Below are 20,598 nucleotides of genomic sequence, written 5' to 3'. Positions count from 1 at the left end.
TGTTTTGAGGAAATATTATATAATCCTCAGAACTTTAAAAATATATATTTAGTATATATTGAATATTAGGAGGTAATTAATATGACAAAAGTAGCTATAAATGGATTTGGAAGAATAGGAAGATTAGCATTAAGATTAATGATTGACAACCCAGAATTTGAAGTTGTTGCAATAAACGATTTAACAGATGCTAAAACATTAGCACACTTATTCAAATATGATTCAGCTCAAGGAAGATTCAATGGAGAAATCGAAGTTAAAGAAGGAGCTTTCGTAGTTAACGGAAAAGAAATCAAAGTAACAGCAGATAGAGATCCTAAGAACTTACCATGGGGAGAATTAAATGTTGATGTAGTTCTTGAATGTACAGGATTCTTCGCTTCAAAAGAAAAGGCTTCAGCTCACTTAGAAGCAGGTGCTAAGAGAGTTGTTATATCAGCTCCAGCTGGAAACGATGTTCCAACAGTTGTTTACAACGTTAACCAAGATATCGTAAAAGCTGAAGATAAGATTATCTCAGGTGCTTCATGTACAACAAACTGTTTAGCTCCAATGGCTAAAGTATTAAACGATAGCTTTGGATTAAACAAAGGATTTATGACAACAATCCACGCTTACACAAATGACCAAAATACATTAGATGCTCCACACGGAAAAGGTGATTTAAGAAGAGCTAGAGCAGCTGCTGCTAGTATCGTTCCTAACTCAACAGGAGCAGCTAAGGCTATAGGTTTAGTTATACCTGAATTAGCTGGTAAATTAGATGGTAACGCACAAAGAGTTCCAGTTATAACAGGATCATTAACAGAATTAGTATGTACATTAGACAAGAAAGTAACAGTTGATGAAATCAATGCTGCTATGAAGGCTGCTGCAAATGAATCATTCGGATACACAGAAGATCCAATAGTATCATCAGATATCATCGGAATTTCATTCGGATCATTATTCGATGCAACACAAACAAAGATCATGGAAGTTGATGGACAACAATTAGTTAAAGTTGCTGCTTGGTACGATAACGAAATGTCATACACAAATCAATTAGTAAGAACATTAAAGTTTGTAGTTTCAAAGTAATCTAAAATTTAATATATTAACTAATTATTAAAAGGGAGGAGGCCTGGTTTTGTAGTTAAGACTATAAGCCAGGTCTACTTTTAACATAAAGAGTTTTAGTATGTAGTGATTTAAAAAAATTATTTAAGAGGTGGATTCAATGAACTTCAATAAGAAGACAATAGAAGATGTAGTTGTAAAAGGGAAAAAAGTTTTAGTAAGATGTGATTTTAACGTTCCACTTAAAGATGGAGTTATTACAGATGAAAATAGATTAAATGGTGCTATGCCAACAATAAAGTATCTAGTTGATAATGGAGCTAAAGTAATTCTTTGTTCACATATGGGTAAACCAAAAGGTGAAGCTAAACCAGAATTTTCATTAGCACCAGTTGCTAAGAGATTAAGCGAAATGCTTGGTAAGGAAGTAGTATTCGCTGCTGATGCAACAGTTGTAGGGGAAAATGCTAAGAAGGCTGTAGCAGAAATGAAAGATGGAGATGTTGTTTTATTAGAAAACACAAGATATAGAAAAGAAGAAACTAAGAATGGTGAAGAATTCTCAAAAGAACTTGCAAGTCTTGCAGATATGTTTGTTAATGATGCTTTTGGAACAGCTCATAGAGCTCACTGTTCAACAGTAGGTGTTACTGAATATTTAAGCCCAGCAGTATGTGGATACTTAATTCAAAAAGAGCTTAAGTTCTTAGGAGATTCAGTTGAATCACCAGTTAGACCTTTTGTAGCTATATTAGGTGGAGCAAAGGTTTCAGATAAGATTAATGTTATAAACAACTTATTAGAAAAAGTTGATACATTAATAATTGGTGGAGGAATGGCTTACACATTCTTAAAGGCTCAAGGATTTACAGTAGGAAGCTCACTTGTTGAAGAAGACAAGGTTGATTATGCTAAAGAAATGCTTGCAAAAGCAGAAGCAAAGGGAGTTAAGTTCTTATTACCAGTAGATCATAGAGTTGCTGCAGAGTTCAAAGATGTTGAAGCTGTTATAACAGAAGATCAAAATATTCAAGATGGATTCATGGGACTTGATATCGGACCTAAGACAGAAGAAATTTATGCAAATGCAGTTAAAGATGCTAAAACAGTTATTTGGAACGGACCAATGGGAGTATTCGAATTTGATAACTTCAATAAGGGAACAATAGCTGTTGCTAAAGCTATGGCAGATTCAGAAGCTACAACAATAATTGGTGGTGGAGATTCAGCAGCTGCTGTTAATATATTAGGATTCGGAGATAAGATGACACATATCTCAACAGGTGGTGGAGCATCACTTGAATTCTTAGAAGGTAAAGTATTACCAGGAATAGATGCATTAAACGACTAATTTTAGTTTAAATATTAAGGGAATTAAATAAAATAGATTGAAGTATAAAGAAATATAATATATTTTAAAATAATAAGCCCTTTATAAGGGCTTATTCTATAAAAGAAAAATTTTACGAGGTGATTATAGATGAGAACTCCAATTATAGCAGGAAACTGGAAGATGCATTACACAGTTGATGAAGCTGTTAAAGTTGTAGAAGAATTAAAAGGATTAGTAAAGGATGCAAAGGCAGAAGTAGTAGTATGCCCAACATTCGTATGTTTAGATGCTGTTAAAAAAGCAGTAGCAGGAACAAATATAAAAGTAGGTGCTCAAAACATGCACTTTGAAGAAAAAGGTGCTTTCACAGGAGAAATTGCTCCAGGAATGTTAGAAGCTATGGGAATAGATTATGTAGTTTTAGGACACAGTGAAAGAAGAGCTTACTTCAATGAAACAGATGAAGATATAAAGAAAAAGATAGCGGCAGCATTTGCTCATAATATAACACCAATTGTTTGTTATGGAGAAAGTTTAGAAGAAAGAGAAGCTGGAACAACTAATTCAGTTATCGAAGCTCAAATCAAAGTAAGTTTAGCTGGTCTTTCAAATGAAGAAGCTTCAAAAGTTGTTATAGCTTATGAACCAATATGGGCTATAGGAACAGGTAAGACAGCTACATCAGAACAAGCTAATGAAACAATAGCTGCAATTAGAGGAATGGTAGCAGAAATGTATGGACAAGAAGTTGCTGATAAAGTAAGAATCCAATATGGCGGATCAGTTAAACCAGGAACAATTAAAGAACAAATGAGTATGTCAGATATCGATGGTGCTTTAGTTGGTGGAGCTAGCCTTATTGCTTCAGATTTTTCACAAATAGTTAACTTCTAATTTATAATAAAGATATAGAAATTAACAAATAACAATAGCAACAAATAAATGAAAATAATTATTTATTAATAATACTTTTCAGTTGCTATTGTTTTTCATTTGTCGAAGTATTATAATTAAAGTATAAACAGTTTGGAGGGGTATTATAATGACAAAAAAACCAGTAATGTTAATGATATTAGATGGAATGGGTATAACAGAAGCAGGAGATGGAAATGCTGTTGCAGCTGCAAATAAGCCAAATTTAGATAGATTAATGAATAAATACCCACATTCAACACTTGAAGCATCAGGAATGAAAGTGGGGCTTCCAGATGGACAAATGGGTAACTCAGAAGTTGGCCATTTAAATATAGGAACTGGAAGAATAATATATCAAGAATTAACAAGAATAACTAAGGCTATAGCTGATAAAGATTTCTTTGAAAATGAAGCTTTATTAAAAGCTGTAAATAATGCAAAAGATAATAATAAGGCTTTACACCTATTAGGATTATTATCAAATGGTGGGGTTCACTCACATATTGATCATTTAAAAGGATTATTAAAATTAGCCAAGTTAAATAATATAGAAAAAGTATATGTTCATGCTTTTATGGATGGTAGAGACGTTGCTCCATCATCAGGAAAAGAATTCATAATAGAATTAGAAGAAGCAATGAAAGAAATTGGAGTAGGTAAGATTGCTACAGTAAGTGGTAGATACTACGCAATGGATAGAGATAATAGATGGGAAAGAGTTGAACTTGTTTATAATGCTATGCTTTCAGGAAAAGGTCAAACTGCAACATCAGCAGTAGAAGCAATGGAAAATTCATACCATGATAATAAAACAGATGAATTCGTATTACCAACAGTAATTATGGATGGAGATTCTCCAGTAGCTAAAGTTGAAGAAGGGGATTCATTAATATTCTTTAACTTCAGACCAGATAGAGCAAGGGAATTAACAAGAGCAATTGTTGATATAGACTTTAATGGATTTGAAAGAAATAGAATTGAAACAGTATTTGTAACTATGACACAATACGATAAAACAATCGAAAATGTAGATGTAGCTTACAGACCAGAATCACATTCAAACACATTAGGAGAATATGTTGCAAGTAAAGGACTTAAGCAACTTAGAGCAGCAGAAACTGAAAAATATGCTCACGTAACATTCTTCTTTAATGGTGGAGTAGAAGTTCCAAATGAAGGTGAAGATAGAGCATTAATTCCATCACCTAAAGTTGCAACTTATGATTTACAACCAGAAATGAATGCTTTCAAGTTAACAGATGAATTAATTAGCAGAATTGATTCAGATCAATATGATATGATTATTGTAAACTATGCTAACCCAGATATGGTTGGACATACAGGAGTTTTCGAAGCAGCTAAAAAAGCTGTAGAAGCTGTTGACGAATGTATAGGAAGAATTTCAGAAAAAATTCTTGAAAAGAACGGTACATTATTCATAACAGCTGACCATGGAAATGCTGAAACAATGATAGATTACTCAACAGGTAATCCAATGACTTCTCATACAACAAACTTAGTTCCATTTGTATGGGTATCTGAAGATGCTGAAGGTAAGAGTCTTGCAAATGGTAAACTTGCTGATATAGCACCAACAATGTTAGAAGTTATGAATCTTGAAAAACCATCAGAAATGACAGGTAAGTCATTACTAAGAAAGTAATAAGATTTAAGAAAGAGACTATCTAAAAAGATAGTCTCTTTTTAAATAAAAAATAAGTTTTGATAAGTAATCTTATATTTTAGATATTAATTATAAAGTTATATAACATATATAGAAATATATTTATTTTGGTTAGTATAAATAATTTAGAATAAAATATATGTGGAGGAGTTTAATAAAAGATATTATAATATAACTTAAATAAAAGACAGGAAGGAAAGTTTTGTGATGAAGTTAGAAGTGAGATACATAGATGATAAGTTAACTAAAATGGAAAAAATAGATAAGGGTGACTTAATTGATTTAAGAGTTAGTAGAATACAAGTAAATGGAGAGGAAAAAAGCTTTCCATGTGAGTATAAAGCAGGAGATGTTGTTTTTGTTAAATTAGGATTTGCAATGAAAATGCCAGAAGGATATAAAGCTAATGTTTATCCAAGAAGTAGTACATTTAAAAATTATGGTTTAATATTAACTAATAGTGTTGGGCAAATAGATAATGCATACAAAGGAAATGATGATGAATGGTGTGCTATGTTTGCATGTTTAAAAGATGGGTCAATGAATTATGATGATAGAGTTCTTCAATTTGAAGTAGTAAAAGCAACTATGACTGATGTTGAGATAGAATTTGTTGAAGATTTAGGAAGCCATGAAAGTAGGGGAGGATATGGAACTACTGGTGTAAAATAAAGAAAAGCAAGGTTTAGTTACCTTGCTTTTTTTTACTTTGTTTAATTTTAGCAACTGTTATTATTGATGTTGTAAATGTTAAGATTACCACTATGAGTAGTGGGAAAGCTATTACATCAAATAAAATAGTTGAGAACTTATTTTTTAGTAGCCCAAGTCCAAGTATTCCTAAGAAATTTATCATAAAAGCTATTATGTGTAGACTCATAGCAGAAAAGTTTTTTAGTGTTTTGTATAAGTAGTTAAGTAATTTTACCCTTATTTGTGTTTTGTTTATAACATAGAAAGCTCCGATAACTACTAATAACCCAATTATTATTTGTAGAAAGATATTCATATTAGGTCCCCCTTATTAGTTTCTCTTTATATAGTATATAATACTATATAAAGAAATTATAATAAAGGTTTTAAAAGTAAGTAATTTGTAAATTTTAATTTATATTAAGTAAAATATTGAAAAGAGGGATATTTATATTTCAATAGAATATTATTTTAAATAGAAATTTTTAATGGGAGAGATTATATGTTTAAAGGAAAGTTAGTTAGACTAAGAGCTTTTGCAGAAAGAGATGTTTTAAAAGCATATTCTTTTATGAATGATTATGAAGTTGTTAGAAATGTTAATGCTGATGCAGTTTTTCCTACTTCACTTGATGAAGAAGAAAAATTTATATTTTCAGAACGAGAAAAGTATAGCTTGTGTTATGATTTTGCTATTGAAACTCTTGAAAATATGGAGTTCATAGGCTGTTGTAGTGTGAAAGATACAAATTTTAAGGATAGAACTTGTAGTATTGGAATTATAATTGGGAATAAAGATTATTGGGGAAAATCATATGGTGCCGATGCTATAAGAGTACTTTTGGGATTTATTTTTAAAGAGTTAAATTTTAGAAAGGTTAAATTATCTGTTTTTGGCTTTAATAAGAGAGCAATAAATTGCTATAAAAAAGTTGGATTTATAACAGAAGGAGTTTTAAAACAAGAAATTTATAGGGATGGAGAGTATCATGATGTTATAAATATGGCGATATTTAAAAATGATTATATATAAATATAAAAATAAAGAAATTTTTATTAGGGTACTGCATATATTTTAGTATAAGCAATTATTAAAGGGGATTGATTTATTTATGGAGAGAAAATTGAAATCCTTAAGCTTAGTTACTGTTATATCTAGTGTAATTGCGGCAGTATTGATTGTTGCACACTTTTTAGGTGGAGCTTTAAGCCTAGATATTGCTATTTTATTTGTTGCAATAACTGAAATGCTTATTGGAATCAATCAATATGAAATTGGGAAGACTTCTGATAAAAGAAGTTATAAAATAATGGGTGATCTTTGTATAATAATAGGAATAATAATTTTTGTTATTACGATAGGTGTTAAGCTGATATAAAAATATTTTTTTATAAAAACTTAGTGACAAATATAATTAATAATAGTATAATACATTAAATGGAAAATAACCTGTGATAAAGAGGAGTAATTATATCTAGCTTCAATAAAGAGAGCAGAGGATGGTGGAATCTTTGCAAGAAGGGATTTAATGAATGGACTTTTGAGGTATGAGAGGAAATGCTCATGGTGGACTGCACCTTATAGCAGTTAGGATATGTTAGTATCTGAAAAAAGAGGTATTTATATAATCTAAAATTATTTACTTAATAGAAATTTTTTAGATATTAAATGCAATTTAGGTGGCAACACGGTTATTCCGTCCTATATAGAAATATATAGGGCGTTTTTTATTTTATAAAAATAAATTTAAGGAGGTGACCCAAGTGAAATGAAGTTTAGATGGAAATAATAATTGCTTAAAATTTGAAAAATATTTAGGAGGAAGATATATGAGAAATCAAAATACAAAAAAATTAGTTATAAGTGCTTTATTATTGGGGATTGGAGCCATTTTACATCAAGTAACTCCAACACTTGGTTTACCTATGCAAGCTGACTTTGCATTAATTATGTTATTTATGGTTATAATTTTAAATGGAGGGGAATATAAAACTTGTTTAATTGCAGGTGTGGTAACTGCTATTTTTACTGCACTTACTACAAAGTTCCCAGCTGGTCAATTATCTAACTGTATAGATAAAATAATTACAGTTAATGTTGTGTATTTAATAATATTATTAATTAATAAATTTAAATTTATTTTAAAGCTTTCAGAGTACAAAAGAAGATTTATTCAAGCAATAATTATATTGCCTATTGGAACTTTTATAAGTGGAACTATTTTTCTTGGATCAGCAAGTATTATAGTTGGACTTCCAGCACCATTTTTAATTTTATTTACAACAGTAGTTTTACCAGCAGTTATTATAAATTTAATAGTGGGAATTATGTTATTTAAAATTATTGAAAGTGCTCTTAAGAAAATTTAAATTAAATGAAATTGGCCTTTATTTGTATAGAATTTGATTATTTTTTTAAAGAGTTTATCTTTTATAAATATGTGTTTTAAAAAAGTTTAAAATTATAAAAAAAATGATAAATTTAAGGCATATATATTTAGTAGGAAAAGTTTGAATGTAAACATTATTTATGGTATAATTAAGACAAGTTAGAAATAAATTTTCTAGATATTTTTAGTCGATTTTTTAGAAAAATTGATGGAAAAGAAACTAGAGATTATTTATATAAATCTTTGACAAAAGAGGGGAGGTACTTATATCAAATTTATGATATAAGGAATTTAGTTATGAAACAATATTTAGAAATCGTTGACGTTAAAGGAAGACAAGTTTTAGATTCAAGAAGTTTCCCAACAGTAGAAGTTGAAATCTACTTAGAAGATGGGACAATGGAAAGAGCTATAGTACCATCAGGTGCATCAACAGGTATATTCGAAGCTGTTGAATTAAGAGATGGGGATAAGAGTAAATTCAATGGTAAAGGTGTTTCTAAGGCAGTTGGATTCGTTAATACAGTTATAGCAGACGCTCTTGTAGGAATGAATGTATACAACCAACCAGAAATCGATAAAAAGCTTATTGAATTAGATGGTACACCAAACAAAGGTAACTTTGGAGCAAATGCTATCTTAGGAGTTTCATTAGCAGTAGCTAGAGCAGCTGCAAGCTCATTAGATATGCCATTATACCAATACATTGGAGGAGTTAATGCTAAGGTATTACCAGTTCCAATGATGAACATAATCAATGGAGGAAGCCACGCTGATAACTCAGTTGATTTACAAGAATTCATGGTTATGCCAGCAGGTATGACAGATTTCATGGAAGCTATAAGAGCATGTTCAGAAGTTTACCATGCATTAAAAGCTATCCTTAATGAAAAAGGATATTCAACAGGTGTCGGTGACGAAGGTGGATTTGCACCAAACCTTAAGTCAAACGAAGAAGCTATCGAAGTTATCTTAGAAGCTATCGCTAAAGCTGGATACAAAGCAGGAGAAGAAATGTTTATCGCTCTTGACCCAGCTTCATCAGAATTCTATGATGAAAAGACAGGTAAGTATGTATTAGAACATGAAGGTAAAACATTATCAGCAGAAGAAATGGTTGCATTCTATGAAGATTGGGTAAACAAATATCCAATTATCTCAATCGAAGACGGTATGGCTGAAGAAGATTGGGAAGGATGGAAGATCATTACTGAAAGACTTGGAAACAAGATTCAATTAGTTGGTGATGATTTATTCGTTACAAATACAGAAAGATTAGAAAGAGGAATCAACAAGGGTGTTGCTAACTCAATCTTAATCAAGTTAAACCAAATCGGAACATTAACAGAAACTCTTAATGCTATCGAAATGGCTAACAGAGCTGGTTACACAGCAGTTATCTCACACAGATCAGGAGAAACAGAAGATACAACAATCGCTGATTTAGTTGTAGCTGTTAATGCTGGTCAAATTAAGACAGGAGCACCTGCTAGAAGTGAAAGAGTTGCTAAGTACAACCAATTAATCAGAATTAATGAAGAATTAGGTGAAATTGCAGAATACAGAGGAAAGAAATCATTCTTCAACATTAAGTAATTTCTATCAAATATTATATTGAAGGGGTGTCTCAATATTGAGGCATCCTTTTAATTTAGATGTATAATCTTATAAAATATTGTAAATAAATAGGCTATATGATATTATTAGTTTATAAATTAAATAGGAAAAAAATTTGGAGGTGCTGTAATGAGAACAGCTCTTATAGTAATAGAACTCATACTTGCTATTATTATAGTTGGTTCAATTTTACTTCAACCAAGTAAAGCGGATGCTTTAAGTGGATTAATACAAGGTAAAAGTGAGACTTTCTATTCAAAAAATAAAGGTAAAACAAAAGATGCGATGCTTATTAAGATTACAGTTGTATCAATTATTTTATTTGCTATAACAACTATAGTTTTAAATATGATCAAATAAATTTAGAGCATTGTAAATAAGGAGGTGTCTCAAAATATCTTGAGATACCTCCTTATTTATAATATCTAGAATAATTAAGATAAATATTATAGAAAATTAATATTTATATATAGATATTTTGTTTCCAGAAATAGATATTAAAGACTACATTAATTAAAAGATTTTTACATAAAATATACTGTAAAATAAATTGATTAAAAATTGTGACTATATATAAATATAGATAAATGTGGTAGTATATAAGTAGTATTTAACGAGAAAATTATGTAAATAATTATAAATAAACTAGACTGAAAATTGGAGGAGTAACATGGGATTAAAACAAATTATCTTAAAGTTTATGGAAGATGATTCCTATAAGCCAATGGATATACAAAAATTAGCTGAAGTTTTTGATATAAGTAAACAAGAATATAAGACATTTAAAAAAGCAATAAATACAATGATTAAAGAAGGCATTATTACAAGGGATGAGAAAGAAAGACTTGCAGTAACTGCAAAGATGGGTCTTGTTGTTGGAAAATTACAATTACATCAAAAGGGATATGGATTTGTTCTTCCTGAAGAAGAAGGAAGAAAGGATGTATTTATTCCTAAAAACTATATGGGAACAGCTATGAACGGAGATAGAGTAGTTGCTAAGATAGTTAAAGAAGATGTTGAAGGAAAAAAATGTGAAGGTGAAATAGTACAAATTTTAGAAAGAGCTATCAATGTTATTATCGGAGAATATGAAGATAGTAGAAATTTCGGATTTGTTGTACCAGATGATAAGAGAATGCTTCAAGATATATTTATTTCTAAGAAAGATAGACATAAAGCTAAAACAGGAGATATTGTTAAGGTAGAAATCACAAAATGGCCTGATGGAAAGAAAAAGCCAGAAGGTAAAATTGTCGAAATTCTAGGACAAAAGGGTGATATAGGAATTGATATACTTTCTGTAATTAAGAGATATGCACTTCCTGAAGAATTCCCAGATGAAGTACTTTCATTTGCAAATCAAATAGAAGAAGAAATTCCAAGTAAAGAAATAAAGAGAAGAACAGACTATAGAGATTTAAGAATGGTAACAATAGATGGAGAAGATGCAAAGGATCTAGATGATGCTGTTTCTATTGAAAGATTAGAAGGTGGATTATATAGATTAGGAGTTCATATAGCAGATGTAACTCATTATGTAAGAGAAAATAATCCTTTAGACAAAGAAGCATTAAAGAGAGCTACATCAGTTTATTTAGTTGATAGAGTTATACCAATGCTTCCTAAGAAATTATCTAATGGTATCTGTTCATTAAATCCACAAGTAGATAGACTTGCTTTAAGTTGTTTAATGACAATCAATTCTAAAGGTAAAGTTATAGAACATGAAATTCATGAAAGTGTTATAAAAACAAATGAAAGAATGACATATACAGATGTAACTAAAATATTAGAAGGTGATGAAGAATTAAGTGCTAAGTATGATTATCTTCTAGATGATTTTAAAGCTATGGAAGAACTTTGTAGAATTTTAAATAATGCAAGAATGAAAAGAGGAGCTATAGACTTTGAATTTGCAGAAAGTAAGATAATACTTGATGAAAAAGGTAAGCCTATAGATATTAAGCCTTATGAAAGAGCTATAGCAAACAGAATTATAGAAGAATTTATGCTTATTTGTAATGAAACTATATCAGAACATTTCTACTGGGTAGGAGTTCCATTTATATATAGAATACATGAAGAGCCTGATTCAGAGAAATTAGAAAAGTTTAAAGAATTTATATTTAATCTAGGATATCAAATAAATTGGGGAAAAGAAATAAATCCTAAGAGTCTTGCATCAGTTATAGAGCTTGTTAAAGGTAAAGATGAAGAAACTGTTGTAAATACACTTCTTTTAAGAAGTATGATGCAAGCTAAATACTCAGCAGAACATGAAGGACATTTTGGACTTGCAGCTGAATATTATAGTCATTTTACTTCACCAATTAGAAGATACCCTGATTTACAAATTCATAGAATAATTAAAGAAGTTTTAAATGGAAAAGTTGATGAAAAGAGAGCTAAGAAACTTTCTAAGATTGTTGCAGAGGCAGCAAAACAATCATCAGAAATGGAAAGAGTAGCACAAGAGGCTGAAAGAGAAGTTGATGATTTAAAGAAAGCTGAATATATGAAGGATAGAATAGGTCAAGAATTTGAAGGAATAATTGGCTCAGTTACTTCATTTGGTGCTTTTGTTGAGCTTCCAAACACTGTTGAAGGACTTATTCATATAACAGATTTTAAGGATGATTATTATGTATTTGATGAAGTTAGATTAAATCTTGTTGGAGAAAGAACTAAAAAGGTTTATAAGCTTGGAGATAGAATAAAAGTAGTATGTTCTAAAGTAGATATGGACAATAGAGAAGTTTATTTTGAAATTCTTGAAGATAAATATATGAAAGAAGAAAGAGAAAGAAAAGAAGCTTTAGAAAATGAAGAAATTTTACAAAATGAAGAAGCATTAATAAATAATGCTAACTCAGTAAATAAAGAAGCTTTAGAAAATCAGGAATAGTATTAGTAGGTGAGTATATGGGAAGAGTAAAATCAGATAAAACATTAGCTGAAAATAGAAAAGCTAGACATGATTATTTTGTTGAAGAATCACTTGAAGCAGGAATAGAGCTTGTTGGAACAGAAGTTAAATCAATAAGAGGAGGCAGAGCTAATTTAAAAGAAGCTTATGCTGATATAGATAATGAAGAAGTTTTTATAAGAGGAATGCATGTAAGCCCATATGAGCAAGGTAATATATTTAATGTTGATCCTTTAAGAGCTAGAAGACTTTTACTTCATAAATCTGAAATAAGAAGACTTATAGGGGTTATTCAGCAACAGGGTCTAACATTAATACCTCTAAAACTTTATTTAAAAGAAGGTAGAGTTAAAGTACAACTTGGTGTATGTAGAGGTAAAAAGAATTATGATAAGAGAGATTCAATGTTAGAAAAGGCAGCTAAAAGAGATATAGCAAGACAACTTAAAGAAAGAAATAGATATTAATTTATATTAGAAAAAGAGGTGTTTATAGAAATATAAACGCTTTTTTTTATAAAATAAAATTACAAATTGGTAAGATTAGAGATAAAAATTTAAAAATGTTGTAAACTAAGTTAAGGGATAAAAAATTATATTAACATTAGTGAAAAAATTTAGAGAGGGGAGAATCATATGAAGTTAAAGATAAATAAAAAGGTACAGATGATTTTAAAAATAATATTTGTATCGATAGTAATAACTTTTGTCATAAAAGAATTTGCCCATGTATTAAAAGGCGTAAAATTAAAATATCTTTTAATGTATAAAGATAGCTTAACAGTGCGTAATATAGCCTTGATTGCTTTAATGGGAATAGTCTCTTTCGCTCCACTTTCTCTTTATGATTTTATTTTAAAGAAGAAAGTAGGAATAAAACTAAAAAATAGAGAAGTGTATAAATACTCTTGGATTGCGAGTTCTATCTCAAGTCTTTTAGGATTTGGAGGAGCTACTTCCCTTGGGATTAAACAACATTTTTATGGGGATTATGTAGAAGATAAAAAATTACTTTTAAAAGAAATTAGTAAAATAGTAGCCTTAAATCTTACAGGATTATCAGCTGTTTGTTTATTTTATTTAGCAGTACATACTAAAAGCTTTTTAAATCAAGGCTGGCTTGTAATACCTATGTTTATTATTGCAATGTATGTACCAGTTTTAATTTTATATTTTATTTATAGATACATAAGAAATAAAGATAGTAAAGATTTTTTTAGTAGTTTATTAATAATACTTATATCATCATTAGAATGGGCAACAACAGTAGCATTAATGTATTTAATTTTAGTACTTCTAGGAGTGAAGTTAGGATTTTATAAATTCTTACCAGTTTATATTGCATCAGCTGTAATAGGAATTTTAAGTATGATTCCTGGTGGAGTTGGTACATTTGACCTTACATTTATAACAGGACTTGAAGGACTTGGAGTACCAGTAACACAATCACTTATTATAATTTTACTTTATAGAATAAGTTATTATATAGTTCCAGCAGCTATAGGAATACTTTTATATATGCGTGATTTTGGTAAGAAAGTTAATTCTAAATATAATAATCTACCAGATCAAATTATTTCAAATATAGCATATCAATTCTTAAAACTTATTGTATTATTTACAGGTATAACAATGATGTTAACAAGTATAGACTCAAATCTTTTACTTAAGATTAGAGTTGTTGAGAAGCTATTTGGAAGCACAACACTTGGTTTTTCTAATGATTTAAATATATTAGTTGGATTTTTACTTATAATAGCATCATGTATGCTTAGATATAGAACTAAAACAATTTATAAGGCAACTATAATACTTATTTTAGTTGGAACAGCAGTTTTACTTTATATAGGATTATATATTGGTGAAGTACTTGTAGCTTTAATTGCTATATATACTTTATATAAGAGTAGAAAGATATTTTATAGAAAAAGTTTTATTATTACATGGAAAAATACATTAAGAGATATTGCTATACTTAGCTTATCATTTATAGGTTACCATGTAGTTTTACATTTCTATGTAAGATATACAAAAGATCATTTAGAAAGAATGTTATTTAGGGAACTTGGAAGAACAGCACTATTTATGTTTTTAATTGCTGTTGTTGTATATATAGTTATATTCTTTATAAATAAAGAAAAGAATTTCCCAACAAAGTCTTTTTATGATTATGAAGAGGATATAAATAGAATAGTTAATGAATATAAAGGAAGTTCACTTACTCACCTTGTTTATTTAAGAGATAAATTTATCTATATGAATGAAGATAAGGATGTTATGTTCCAATATCAAATTTATGCAGATAAAATATTTGTTCTTGGAAATCCTATAGGTAATAAGGAAAAAATATTTGATGAGATTGAGAATTTCTATAGTTTTGCAGATTTATATGGATATACTTTAGTATTCTATCAAATAGAAGAGGATATGATAACTTATCTTCATTCTCATGGATATGATTTTATGAAGATAGGTGAAGAAGCTATGATAGATGTTGCTAGCTTTGAAGTTGTGGGAAATAAGATGAAGAGCCTTAAAAAATCAAGAAATAGAATGATTAAAGAAGGATATACTTTCGATATGATATTCCCTCCATATTCTAAAGAAACTATAGAAAGATTAAGAGAAATCTCAGATAATTGGCTAGGTGGTAGAAAAGAAAAAGGATATTCAGTTGGATTCTTTGATGAATATTATTTATCAAAAGAAGCGATTGGAGTAATAAAAGATGCTGAAGGTGAAATAAAAGGTTTTGCTAATATAATGAATATGTATGATAATGGAAGAAGCTTCTCAGTAGATCTTATGAGATTCGAAGGAGATTCAGCAGCAGGACTTATGGACTTTATGTTTATAAACCTTATAGAAAAAGGAAAAGAGCAAGGTTATGAAAGATTTAATATGGGAATGGCTCCACTTGCTAATGTTGGTACTTCAAAGTATGCTTTCTTAAATGAAAAAGTTGCTCTTCAAATATATGAATACGGACAAATTTTCTATTCATTTAAGGGATTAAGAAGATTTAAGAATAAGTATACAAATAACTGGGAGTCTAGATATGTTGCCTACAGAAGAGAATCATCATTAATATTTACTATGATTCAAGCAGCCTTATTAGTAAGAAATAGAGGTGGAGAACCTGAAAGTATATTAGATAGAATTAAAAATATCTATTCTAATGATTAATCGTAATAATTTAGCTTATTATTTATTAAAAGTATAAATAAATCTTTTTTTCTAGGCAAAAGAAAGAATCTGTTATAAAATTAGTATAGAAAAAGATATAGTTAGAAAGGACTGAGCTATATGGAATTATTAAAACAAAAAATAAGAGAAGAAGGAAGAATCACAGAAGATAACATATTAATGGTTGATTCATTCTTAAATCATCAAATGGATGTTGATTTTATAGAAAAGATAGGTAAAGAGTTTAAAAATATATTTAAAGAAGAAAAAATAGATAAGATTCTAACTGTAGAATCAACAGGTATAGCAATAGGAGCTTTTGTTGCAAGAGAGTTTGGTAACTTACCTTTAGTATTTGGTAAAAAGGTAGAAAGACTTTCAAGAGAAAAGGCAGATAAGGTTTTCCATTCAGAAATTTACTCATTTACAAAGCAAACAGTTTATAATGTTGTTGTAGATAAAAAATTCATAAAACCTGGTGAAAAAATTCTTATAGTTGATGATTTCCTTGCAAATGCTTGTGGAATATTTGGTCTTTTAGATGTAGTAAAACAAGCTGGAGCTGAAGTTGTAGGTGCAGGAATTGTTATAGAAAAAGGATTCCAAGATGGTAGAAAGCACTTAGAAAATAAGGGAATAAGAGTAGAATCATTAGCTATTATCGATAAAATAGAGAATAATGAAGTAATCTTTAGATAAACCTTATAAAAATTAAGGATTTATAAAGAAAAGAGCGATTTTAATGACAAATCGCTCTTTTTATTATATAATTTAATTAAAAATAATAATAAGGGGGAAATTGATGAAAGTTCTTAGTAAATATGAACTACAACAAATAGAGGCAATAGAAGCATGGAAACATGAGGGGATTGACTTTTTTGATAAAACAATGGCAACGATTACAATGCCTTTAGGAAAAGTTATAGAAAAAGTTGCTACTGAAAAAATAGTAAGGGGACTTTTAAAATTTACTTGGAATATAGCTGACAATTCTTTAGATTATAGAAGAATTGAAAAAGAGGCAAAAATAGAATCAATAAATCAATTAAAATTTGTAGAGCTTGAATTTTGTGATAAACTTGCAAAAGATGCTAAAAAGAAAGCAATAGGAATTGCTACAGCTCAAGGAGTAGCTGTAGGAAGTGTTGGTATAGTAGGACTAGCTGTTGATATACCTTTTATACTTTCAATTGCTCTTAGAACAATAATGAGAATAGGAGCAGCATATGGATATAAATTAGATAATGTTTATGAAAAAGAATTTGCTCTAGCAGTTCTTGGAGCTGGTTCTGTAAGGACTTTAAAACAAAGGGAAGAGGCACTTTCAATATTAAATAAGATTGAACATGTTATTGATGAAAAGTCTATAAAAAAGCTTGCAAATAAAATGGTTAATAAAACAGTTTCAAAAGAATTGAGTATAATAAGTGTTCATGCAGTAGAGCAAGAACTTGAGATAGAAATATCAAGAGAAATACAAATACTTTTATTTCAGGATAGAATATTTGATTATTTACCTATAGTTGGAGGGGCAATAGGAGCTGCTATTAATGCTAAATATATAAATCATGTTTCTAAGGCAGCAATTAGGCTTTATCAACATAGGTGGTTACTTGATAATGGGAGATTAGATCTTATAGATGGGAGAGGTTCATTAGTATCTGATATAGAAGCTGAGGTAATGATAACATCTATAGAAGATGATTTGGATATGTATGAAGAAGCAGAATAAATATTAGTTGCTTATAAGATAAAGAAGTAAGAAAAGACTTTATAAATTATGATAAAAGATTATTTAATAGATTAATATTTTAAACTTTAAGAGTGTCTCATAATAATATTATTTGATATTATGGGGCACTTATTTTAGTTTAAATGATTTTTAAATCATTAAATGTTAAGTTATTTCTAGTTTAAGATACTCTGAGGGTTGAAAGGTATAAAACTTAGATTTATTTTACTCCTTAAAAAACAAATGTAAAATAAAGTTAATAATTAAGGGGGAGATATAGTTTAGAATAGTATATATGGTTTAAAAGAAGCGAAGAAAAGAAAATTTTATAGATAGTGAATTGTTGATAATATTTGATTCATTTATAGTAAAAAAAGTTTTTAATATAAGTAACTAATAATGGTACTTGTATTAAATTTAGATTGATTAGAATAATGTTTAAAATTAACAATATTACACTATTTTAAATGAATAATTAAATATAATAAGATTAATAATAGTAGATACAGTTAAATATGAAAATATACTTCACAAAAGAGTGGAGATAGTATATAATTAATTTCTGTAATAAATAAATATTTCGAAAAGTTTTCATTGGGTTAAGTCCGTTCCAATCTTCTTATTAACAAACATATACATAGCTGGAAACAGCAATAAACTTGACTTAACCCATAAATATTTATATAATTATAATATAATTAAAATTTAATAGAGTAATTGATTAGCGTTTAAATCTAATTACCAATCGTGGGGATGTTTTGGCTTCGACGGGGGTAAGATGGGTTTGATAAGCGAGTAGAGTGAAGCATGGAAACTCTTAAATCGACTATGCATTAAATATAAACGCAGAAGATAATTTTGCATTAGCAGCTTAATTTAGCGCTGCTCATCTGACCTAGGCTGCCCACGGTTTAGGACCCAGGTGTCATTTAAAGTGGGGAACCGAGCTTAGCAAAGCTTTGAGTTAAGAACGGAAGATATGAAGCTACCGAGAAAGAAGTTTGTCACTGGACGTCTTTTTAGGGAATTTTAAATCAGATGACTACACTCGTAGAAAGTCTTACTGGTCTGCTTTCGGACACGGGTTCGACACCCGTCATCTCCACCAGATAAAATAGAGTAATGGCAAGTACTTTTAAATAAGTACTTGTCATTATTTTTTTATATAGATAATTAATTTTAAAATATTAAAAAGGAGTTTATTTTAAGTTAATAATTAGAAGATATAATAGTAAAAATAATTGAGATTATATTTTTAGTGTTTAGAGTAATATAGCTTTTTAGGGGGAAAGTGAAAAATGATAAATATATTAGTAGTTGAGGATGATAAGAATGCAAGAAGGTTATTAGAAGCAGTATTAAAGAGAGAAAAGTACTTAGTTTTTACTGCTGAAGATGGGATAAAGGCATTAGAATTATTAGAAAGTCAGCATATAGATTTAATTATATTGGATATAATGATGCCTAATATGGATGGATACGAGTTTGTGAGAGAAATTAGAGCTTCGAATAGTATGATACCTATACTCATGGCTACAGCTAAACATTTGCCAGAAGATAAGAAAAGGGGTTTTATAGTAGGAACTGATGATTATATGACCAAGCCTATTGATACTGAAGAGATGTTACTTAGAATTCGTGCACTTCTTAGGAGAGCACAAATTGTAAATTCTAGAAGGCTTGTTTTAGGAAAAGTAATTCTTGATTATGATACTTTAACTGTAACTCGTGAAGATAATAAACAAACTCTTCCTCAAAAGGAGTTCTATTTATTATATAAGCTTTTATCATATCCAGATCGTATATTTACTAGAATTCAATTAATGGATGAGATATGGGGAATGGAAACTGAAAGTGGTGATACTACGGTTAATGTTCATATAAATAGGCTTAGAAAAAGATTTTCAACATATCCTGAGTTTGAAATAGTAGCTGTTAGAGGGATTGGATATAAGGTGGTTAAAAAACATGAATAAATGGAAAAAGAAAATAGGACTAACCTTATCATATGCTATTTCACTTTTTATCATATTATCAATTACTATGTTTTTAACATCAATATTAGTATATATTTTATTATCGATTGGTATATTAAATAAAAATAATATACAAAAAATTATGGTGCTTCCTGGAGTAACATTAGTAGTATGTTTGATTATTGGAACTATAGTATCATTGATATCAAGTAATATAGTTTTAAAGAATGTTAGAAAATTTGTTGAAGGAATTAATAAACTTGCAAGTGGAGATTTTAATGCGAGACTTGATATAAAACATCCACCAGAGTTTAATTTGCTTTCAGAAAATTTTAATCGTATGGCAGAGGAACTAGGTGGTATTGAAGTTCTACGTACAGATTTTATAAACAATTTTTCTCATGAGTTTAAAACACCTATTATTTCTATAAAGGGTTTTGCTGAGATATTAAAATATGATGATCTTACAAAAGAGGAGAGAGATGAATATTTAGATATTGTTATAGATGAATCAACAAGACTTGCAGCTTTAGCAGAAAATGTTTTAAGTCTTTCAAAAATAGAGACTCAAAGTATATTGAAAGAGGTACAAAGTTTTAATATTAGTGAACAATTAAGATGTTGTATAGCTATTTTAGAATCAAAATTTATAAATAAGAATATTTCCTTAGATGTTGATATTATTGATTTAAATTATATAGGAGATAAGGAAATGTTTAATCAGGTATGGATTAATTTAATTGATAATGCTATTAAGTTTACTGATGAGGGAGGAGTAATAAAGATTACTATTAATAAGGTAGAGGATAATATAGTAATAAATATTAGGGATAGTGGATGTGGAATTATTAAAGAAGCTCTTCCTAAGATATTTGATAAGTTTTATCAGCAAGATATATCCCATACTACAATGGGAAATGGATTAGGTTTAACTATAGTAAAGAAAATAATAAACCTACATAATGGAACAATTATATGTAATAGTGTTTTAAATCAGGGAACAGAATTTAAGATTACTTTACCCATAAAATAATTATTAAATGATGTATATAAGCATATTAGCTTATATACATCATTTTTTGTAG

18 protein-coding genes and 1 other RNA gene are annotated in these 20,598 nt (G+C 28.9%); 18 read left to right on the top strand and 1 reads right to left on the bottom strand.

The genetic code is table 11. The annotated features are described in order from the left end of the window. The first annotated feature begins 81 nt into the window (after nt 1-81). The 5 genes from gap (at nt 82) to BN8917_RS11540 (ending at nt 5,663) form a co-directional block, all read left to right on the top strand. Complete coding sequence (gap, locus tag BN8917_RS11560; protein ID WP_066874565.1) at nt 82-1,080, top strand: type I glyceraldehyde-3-phosphate dehydrogenase; 999 nt, start codon at nt 82-84, stop codon at nt 1,078-1,080. A gap of 139 nt (nt 1,081-1,219) precedes the next feature. Next, nucleotides 1,220-2,410: a phosphoglycerate kinase gene (locus tag BN8917_RS11555; RefSeq protein ID WP_066874564.1), complete on the top strand. Its 1,191-nt coding sequence runs from the start codon at nt 1,220-1,222 to the stop codon at nt 2,408-2,410. Between the two features lie 129 nt (nt 2,411-2,539). Next, nucleotides 2,540-3,286 (top strand): triose-phosphate isomerase, encoded by a 747-nt coding sequence (tpiA, locus tag BN8917_RS11550; protein WP_066874563.1) that lies wholly within the window; start codon nt 2,540-2,542, stop codon nt 3,284-3,286. A gap of 148 nt (nt 3,287-3,434) precedes the next feature. Beyond that, complete coding sequence (gpmI, locus tag BN8917_RS11545; RefSeq protein ID WP_066874562.1) at nt 3,435-4,970, top strand: 2,3-bisphosphoglycerate-independent phosphoglycerate mutase; 1,536 nt, start codon at nt 3,435-3,437, stop codon at nt 4,968-4,970. Nucleotides 4,971-5,198: 228 nt separating this feature from the next. Next, nucleotides 5,199-5,663 carry a hypothetical protein gene (locus BN8917_RS11540; RefSeq protein WP_066874561.1) on the top strand — a complete coding sequence of 155 codons (465 nt, stop codon included), beginning with the start codon at nt 5,199-5,201 and terminating at the stop codon, nt 5,661-5,663. Between the two features lie 13 nt (nt 5,664-5,676). Here the strand turns inward: BN8917_RS11540 and BN8917_RS11535 are convergent, their stop codons facing one another. Continuing rightward, on the bottom strand, nt 5,677-6,000 hold the full coding sequence (locus tag BN8917_RS11535; RefSeq protein ID WP_066874560.1) for a hypothetical protein: 324 nt from the start codon (nt 5,998-6,000) through the stop codon (nt 5,677-5,679). A 186-nt stretch (nt 6,001-6,186) separates the two neighbouring features. Here BN8917_RS11535 and BN8917_RS11530 point away from each other — a divergent pair, with 186 nt between their 5' ends. From BN8917_RS11530 to BN8917_RS11470, 13 genes are all read left to right on the top strand, one after another. Further along, on the top strand, nt 6,187-6,717 hold the full coding sequence (locus BN8917_RS11530) for a GNAT family N-acetyltransferase (RefSeq protein ID WP_066874558.1): 531 nt from the start codon (nt 6,187-6,189) through the stop codon (nt 6,715-6,717). A gap of 79 nt (nt 6,718-6,796) precedes the next feature. Continuing rightward, nucleotides 6,797-7,063, top strand: a complete 267-nt coding sequence (locus BN8917_RS11525) for a hypothetical protein (RefSeq protein WP_066874556.1) — start codon at nt 6,797-6,799, stop codon at nt 7,061-7,063. Between the two features lie 451 nt (nt 7,064-7,514). Further along, nucleotides 7,515-8,054 (top strand): tryptophan transporter, encoded by a 540-nt coding sequence (locus BN8917_RS11520; protein ID WP_066874554.1) that lies wholly within the window; start codon nt 7,515-7,517, stop codon nt 8,052-8,054. Nucleotides 8,055-8,371: 317 nt separating this feature from the next. Further along, entirely contained in the window at nt 8,372-9,670 is a 1,299-nt protein-coding gene (gene eno / locus BN8917_RS11515) for a phosphopyruvate hydratase (protein WP_066874552.1), read from the top strand. Nucleotides 9,671-9,820: 150 nt separating this feature from the next. Beyond that, nucleotides 9,821-10,051: a preprotein translocase subunit SecG gene (gene secG, locus BN8917_RS11510; protein WP_066874550.1), complete on the top strand. Its 231-nt coding sequence runs from the start codon at nt 9,821-9,823 to the stop codon at nt 10,049-10,051. Nucleotides 10,052-10,361: 310 nt separating this feature from the next. Then, on the top strand, nt 10,362-12,599 hold the full coding sequence (gene rnr, locus BN8917_RS11505) for a ribonuclease R (protein WP_066874548.1): 2,238 nt from the start codon (nt 10,362-10,364) through the stop codon (nt 12,597-12,599). A 17-nt stretch (nt 12,600-12,616) separates the two neighbouring features. Further along, entirely contained in the window at nt 12,617-13,087 is a 471-nt protein-coding gene (gene smpB, locus BN8917_RS11500) for an SsrA-binding protein SmpB (RefSeq protein WP_066874546.1), read from the top strand. 168 nt (nt 13,088-13,255) lie between these two features. Beyond that, entirely contained in the window at nt 13,256-15,805 is a 2,550-nt protein-coding gene (gene mprF / locus BN8917_RS11495; RefSeq protein WP_066874544.1) for a bifunctional lysylphosphatidylglycerol flippase/synthetase MprF, read from the top strand. Nucleotides 15,806-15,925: 120 nt separating this feature from the next. Then, complete coding sequence (locus BN8917_RS11490) at nt 15,926-16,504, top strand: xanthine phosphoribosyltransferase (RefSeq protein ID WP_066874542.1); 579 nt, start codon at nt 15,926-15,928, stop codon at nt 16,502-16,504. Nucleotides 16,505-16,607: 103 nt separating this feature from the next. After that, nucleotides 16,608-17,537, top strand: coding sequence for an EcsC family protein (locus tag BN8917_RS11485; protein WP_066874540.1), 930 nt, complete (start codon nt 16,608-16,610; stop codon nt 17,535-17,537). A 749-nt stretch (nt 17,538-18,286) separates the two neighbouring features. Further along, nucleotides 18,287-18,645, top strand: a transfer-messenger RNA (tmRNA) gene (gene ssrA, locus BN8917_RS11480). A 190-nt stretch (nt 18,646-18,835) separates the two neighbouring features. After that, entirely contained in the window at nt 18,836-19,513 is a 678-nt protein-coding gene (locus BN8917_RS11475) for a response regulator transcription factor (RefSeq protein WP_066874538.1), read from the top strand. Further along, a complete protein-coding gene (locus BN8917_RS11470) occupies nt 19,506-20,546 on the top strand; it encodes a sensor histidine kinase (protein WP_066874536.1) in 1,041 nt (346 codons plus the stop codon). Before BN8917_RS11475 ends, BN8917_RS11470 begins: the two co-directional genes overlap by 8 nt. Nucleotides 20,547-20,598 lie beyond the last annotated feature (52 nt).

The organism is Clostridium mediterraneense, assembly GCF_900091705.1.
Lineage (GTDB): Bacteria > Bacillota > Clostridia > Clostridiales > Clostridiaceae > Sarcina > Sarcina mediterraneense.
This window is presented reverse-complemented; position numbering and strand designations above follow the sequence as displayed.

Excerpts from the sequence above, each read along its gene's own strand:
- gap (WP_066874565.1), top strand. The coding sequence starts at position 82 with ATGACAAAAGTAGCTATAAATGGATTTGGAAGAATAGGAAGATTAGCA.
- BN8917_RS11555 (WP_066874564.1), top strand. The coding sequence starts at position 1,220 with ATGAACTTCAATAAGAAGACAATAGAAGATGTAGTTGTAAAAGGGAAA.
- tpiA (WP_066874563.1), top strand. The coding sequence starts at position 2,540 with ATGAGAACTCCAATTATAGCAGGAAACTGGAAGATGCATTACACAGTT.
- gpmI (WP_066874562.1), top strand. The coding sequence starts at position 3,435 with ATGACAAAAAAACCAGTAATGTTAATGATATTAGATGGAATGGGTATA.
- BN8917_RS11540 (WP_066874561.1), top strand. The coding sequence starts at position 5,199 with ATGAAGTTAGAAGTGAGATACATAGATGATAAGTTAACTAAAATGGAA.
- BN8917_RS11535 (WP_066874560.1), bottom strand. The coding sequence starts at position 6,000 with ATGAATATCTTTCTACAAATAATAATTGGGTTATTAGTAGTTATCGGA.
- BN8917_RS11530 (WP_066874558.1), top strand. The coding sequence starts at position 6,187 with ATGTTTAAAGGAAAGTTAGTTAGACTAAGAGCTTTTGCAGAAAGAGAT.
- BN8917_RS11525 (WP_066874556.1), top strand. The coding sequence starts at position 6,797 with ATGGAGAGAAAATTGAAATCCTTAAGCTTAGTTACTGTTATATCTAGT.
- BN8917_RS11520 (WP_066874554.1), top strand. The coding sequence starts at position 7,515 with ATGAGAAATCAAAATACAAAAAAATTAGTTATAAGTGCTTTATTATTG.
- eno (WP_066874552.1), top strand. The coding sequence starts at position 8,372 with ATGAAACAATATTTAGAAATCGTTGACGTTAAAGGAAGACAAGTTTTA.
- secG (WP_066874550.1), top strand. The coding sequence starts at position 9,821 with ATGAGAACAGCTCTTATAGTAATAGAACTCATACTTGCTATTATTATA.
- rnr (WP_066874548.1), top strand. The coding sequence starts at position 10,362 with ATGGGATTAAAACAAATTATCTTAAAGTTTATGGAAGATGATTCCTAT.
- smpB (WP_066874546.1), top strand. The coding sequence starts at position 12,617 with ATGGGAAGAGTAAAATCAGATAAAACATTAGCTGAAAATAGAAAAGCT.
- mprF (WP_066874544.1), top strand. The coding sequence starts at position 13,256 with ATGAAGTTAAAGATAAATAAAAAGGTACAGATGATTTTAAAAATAATA.
- BN8917_RS11490 (WP_066874542.1), top strand. The coding sequence starts at position 15,926 with ATGGAATTATTAAAACAAAAAATAAGAGAAGAAGGAAGAATCACAGAA.
- BN8917_RS11485 (WP_066874540.1), top strand. The coding sequence starts at position 16,608 with ATGAAAGTTCTTAGTAAATATGAACTACAACAAATAGAGGCAATAGAA.
- BN8917_RS11475 (WP_066874538.1), top strand. The coding sequence starts at position 18,836 with ATGATAAATATATTAGTAGTTGAGGATGATAAGAATGCAAGAAGGTTA.
- BN8917_RS11470 (WP_066874536.1), top strand. The coding sequence starts at position 19,506 with ATGAATAAATGGAAAAAGAAAATAGGACTAACCTTATCATATGCTATT.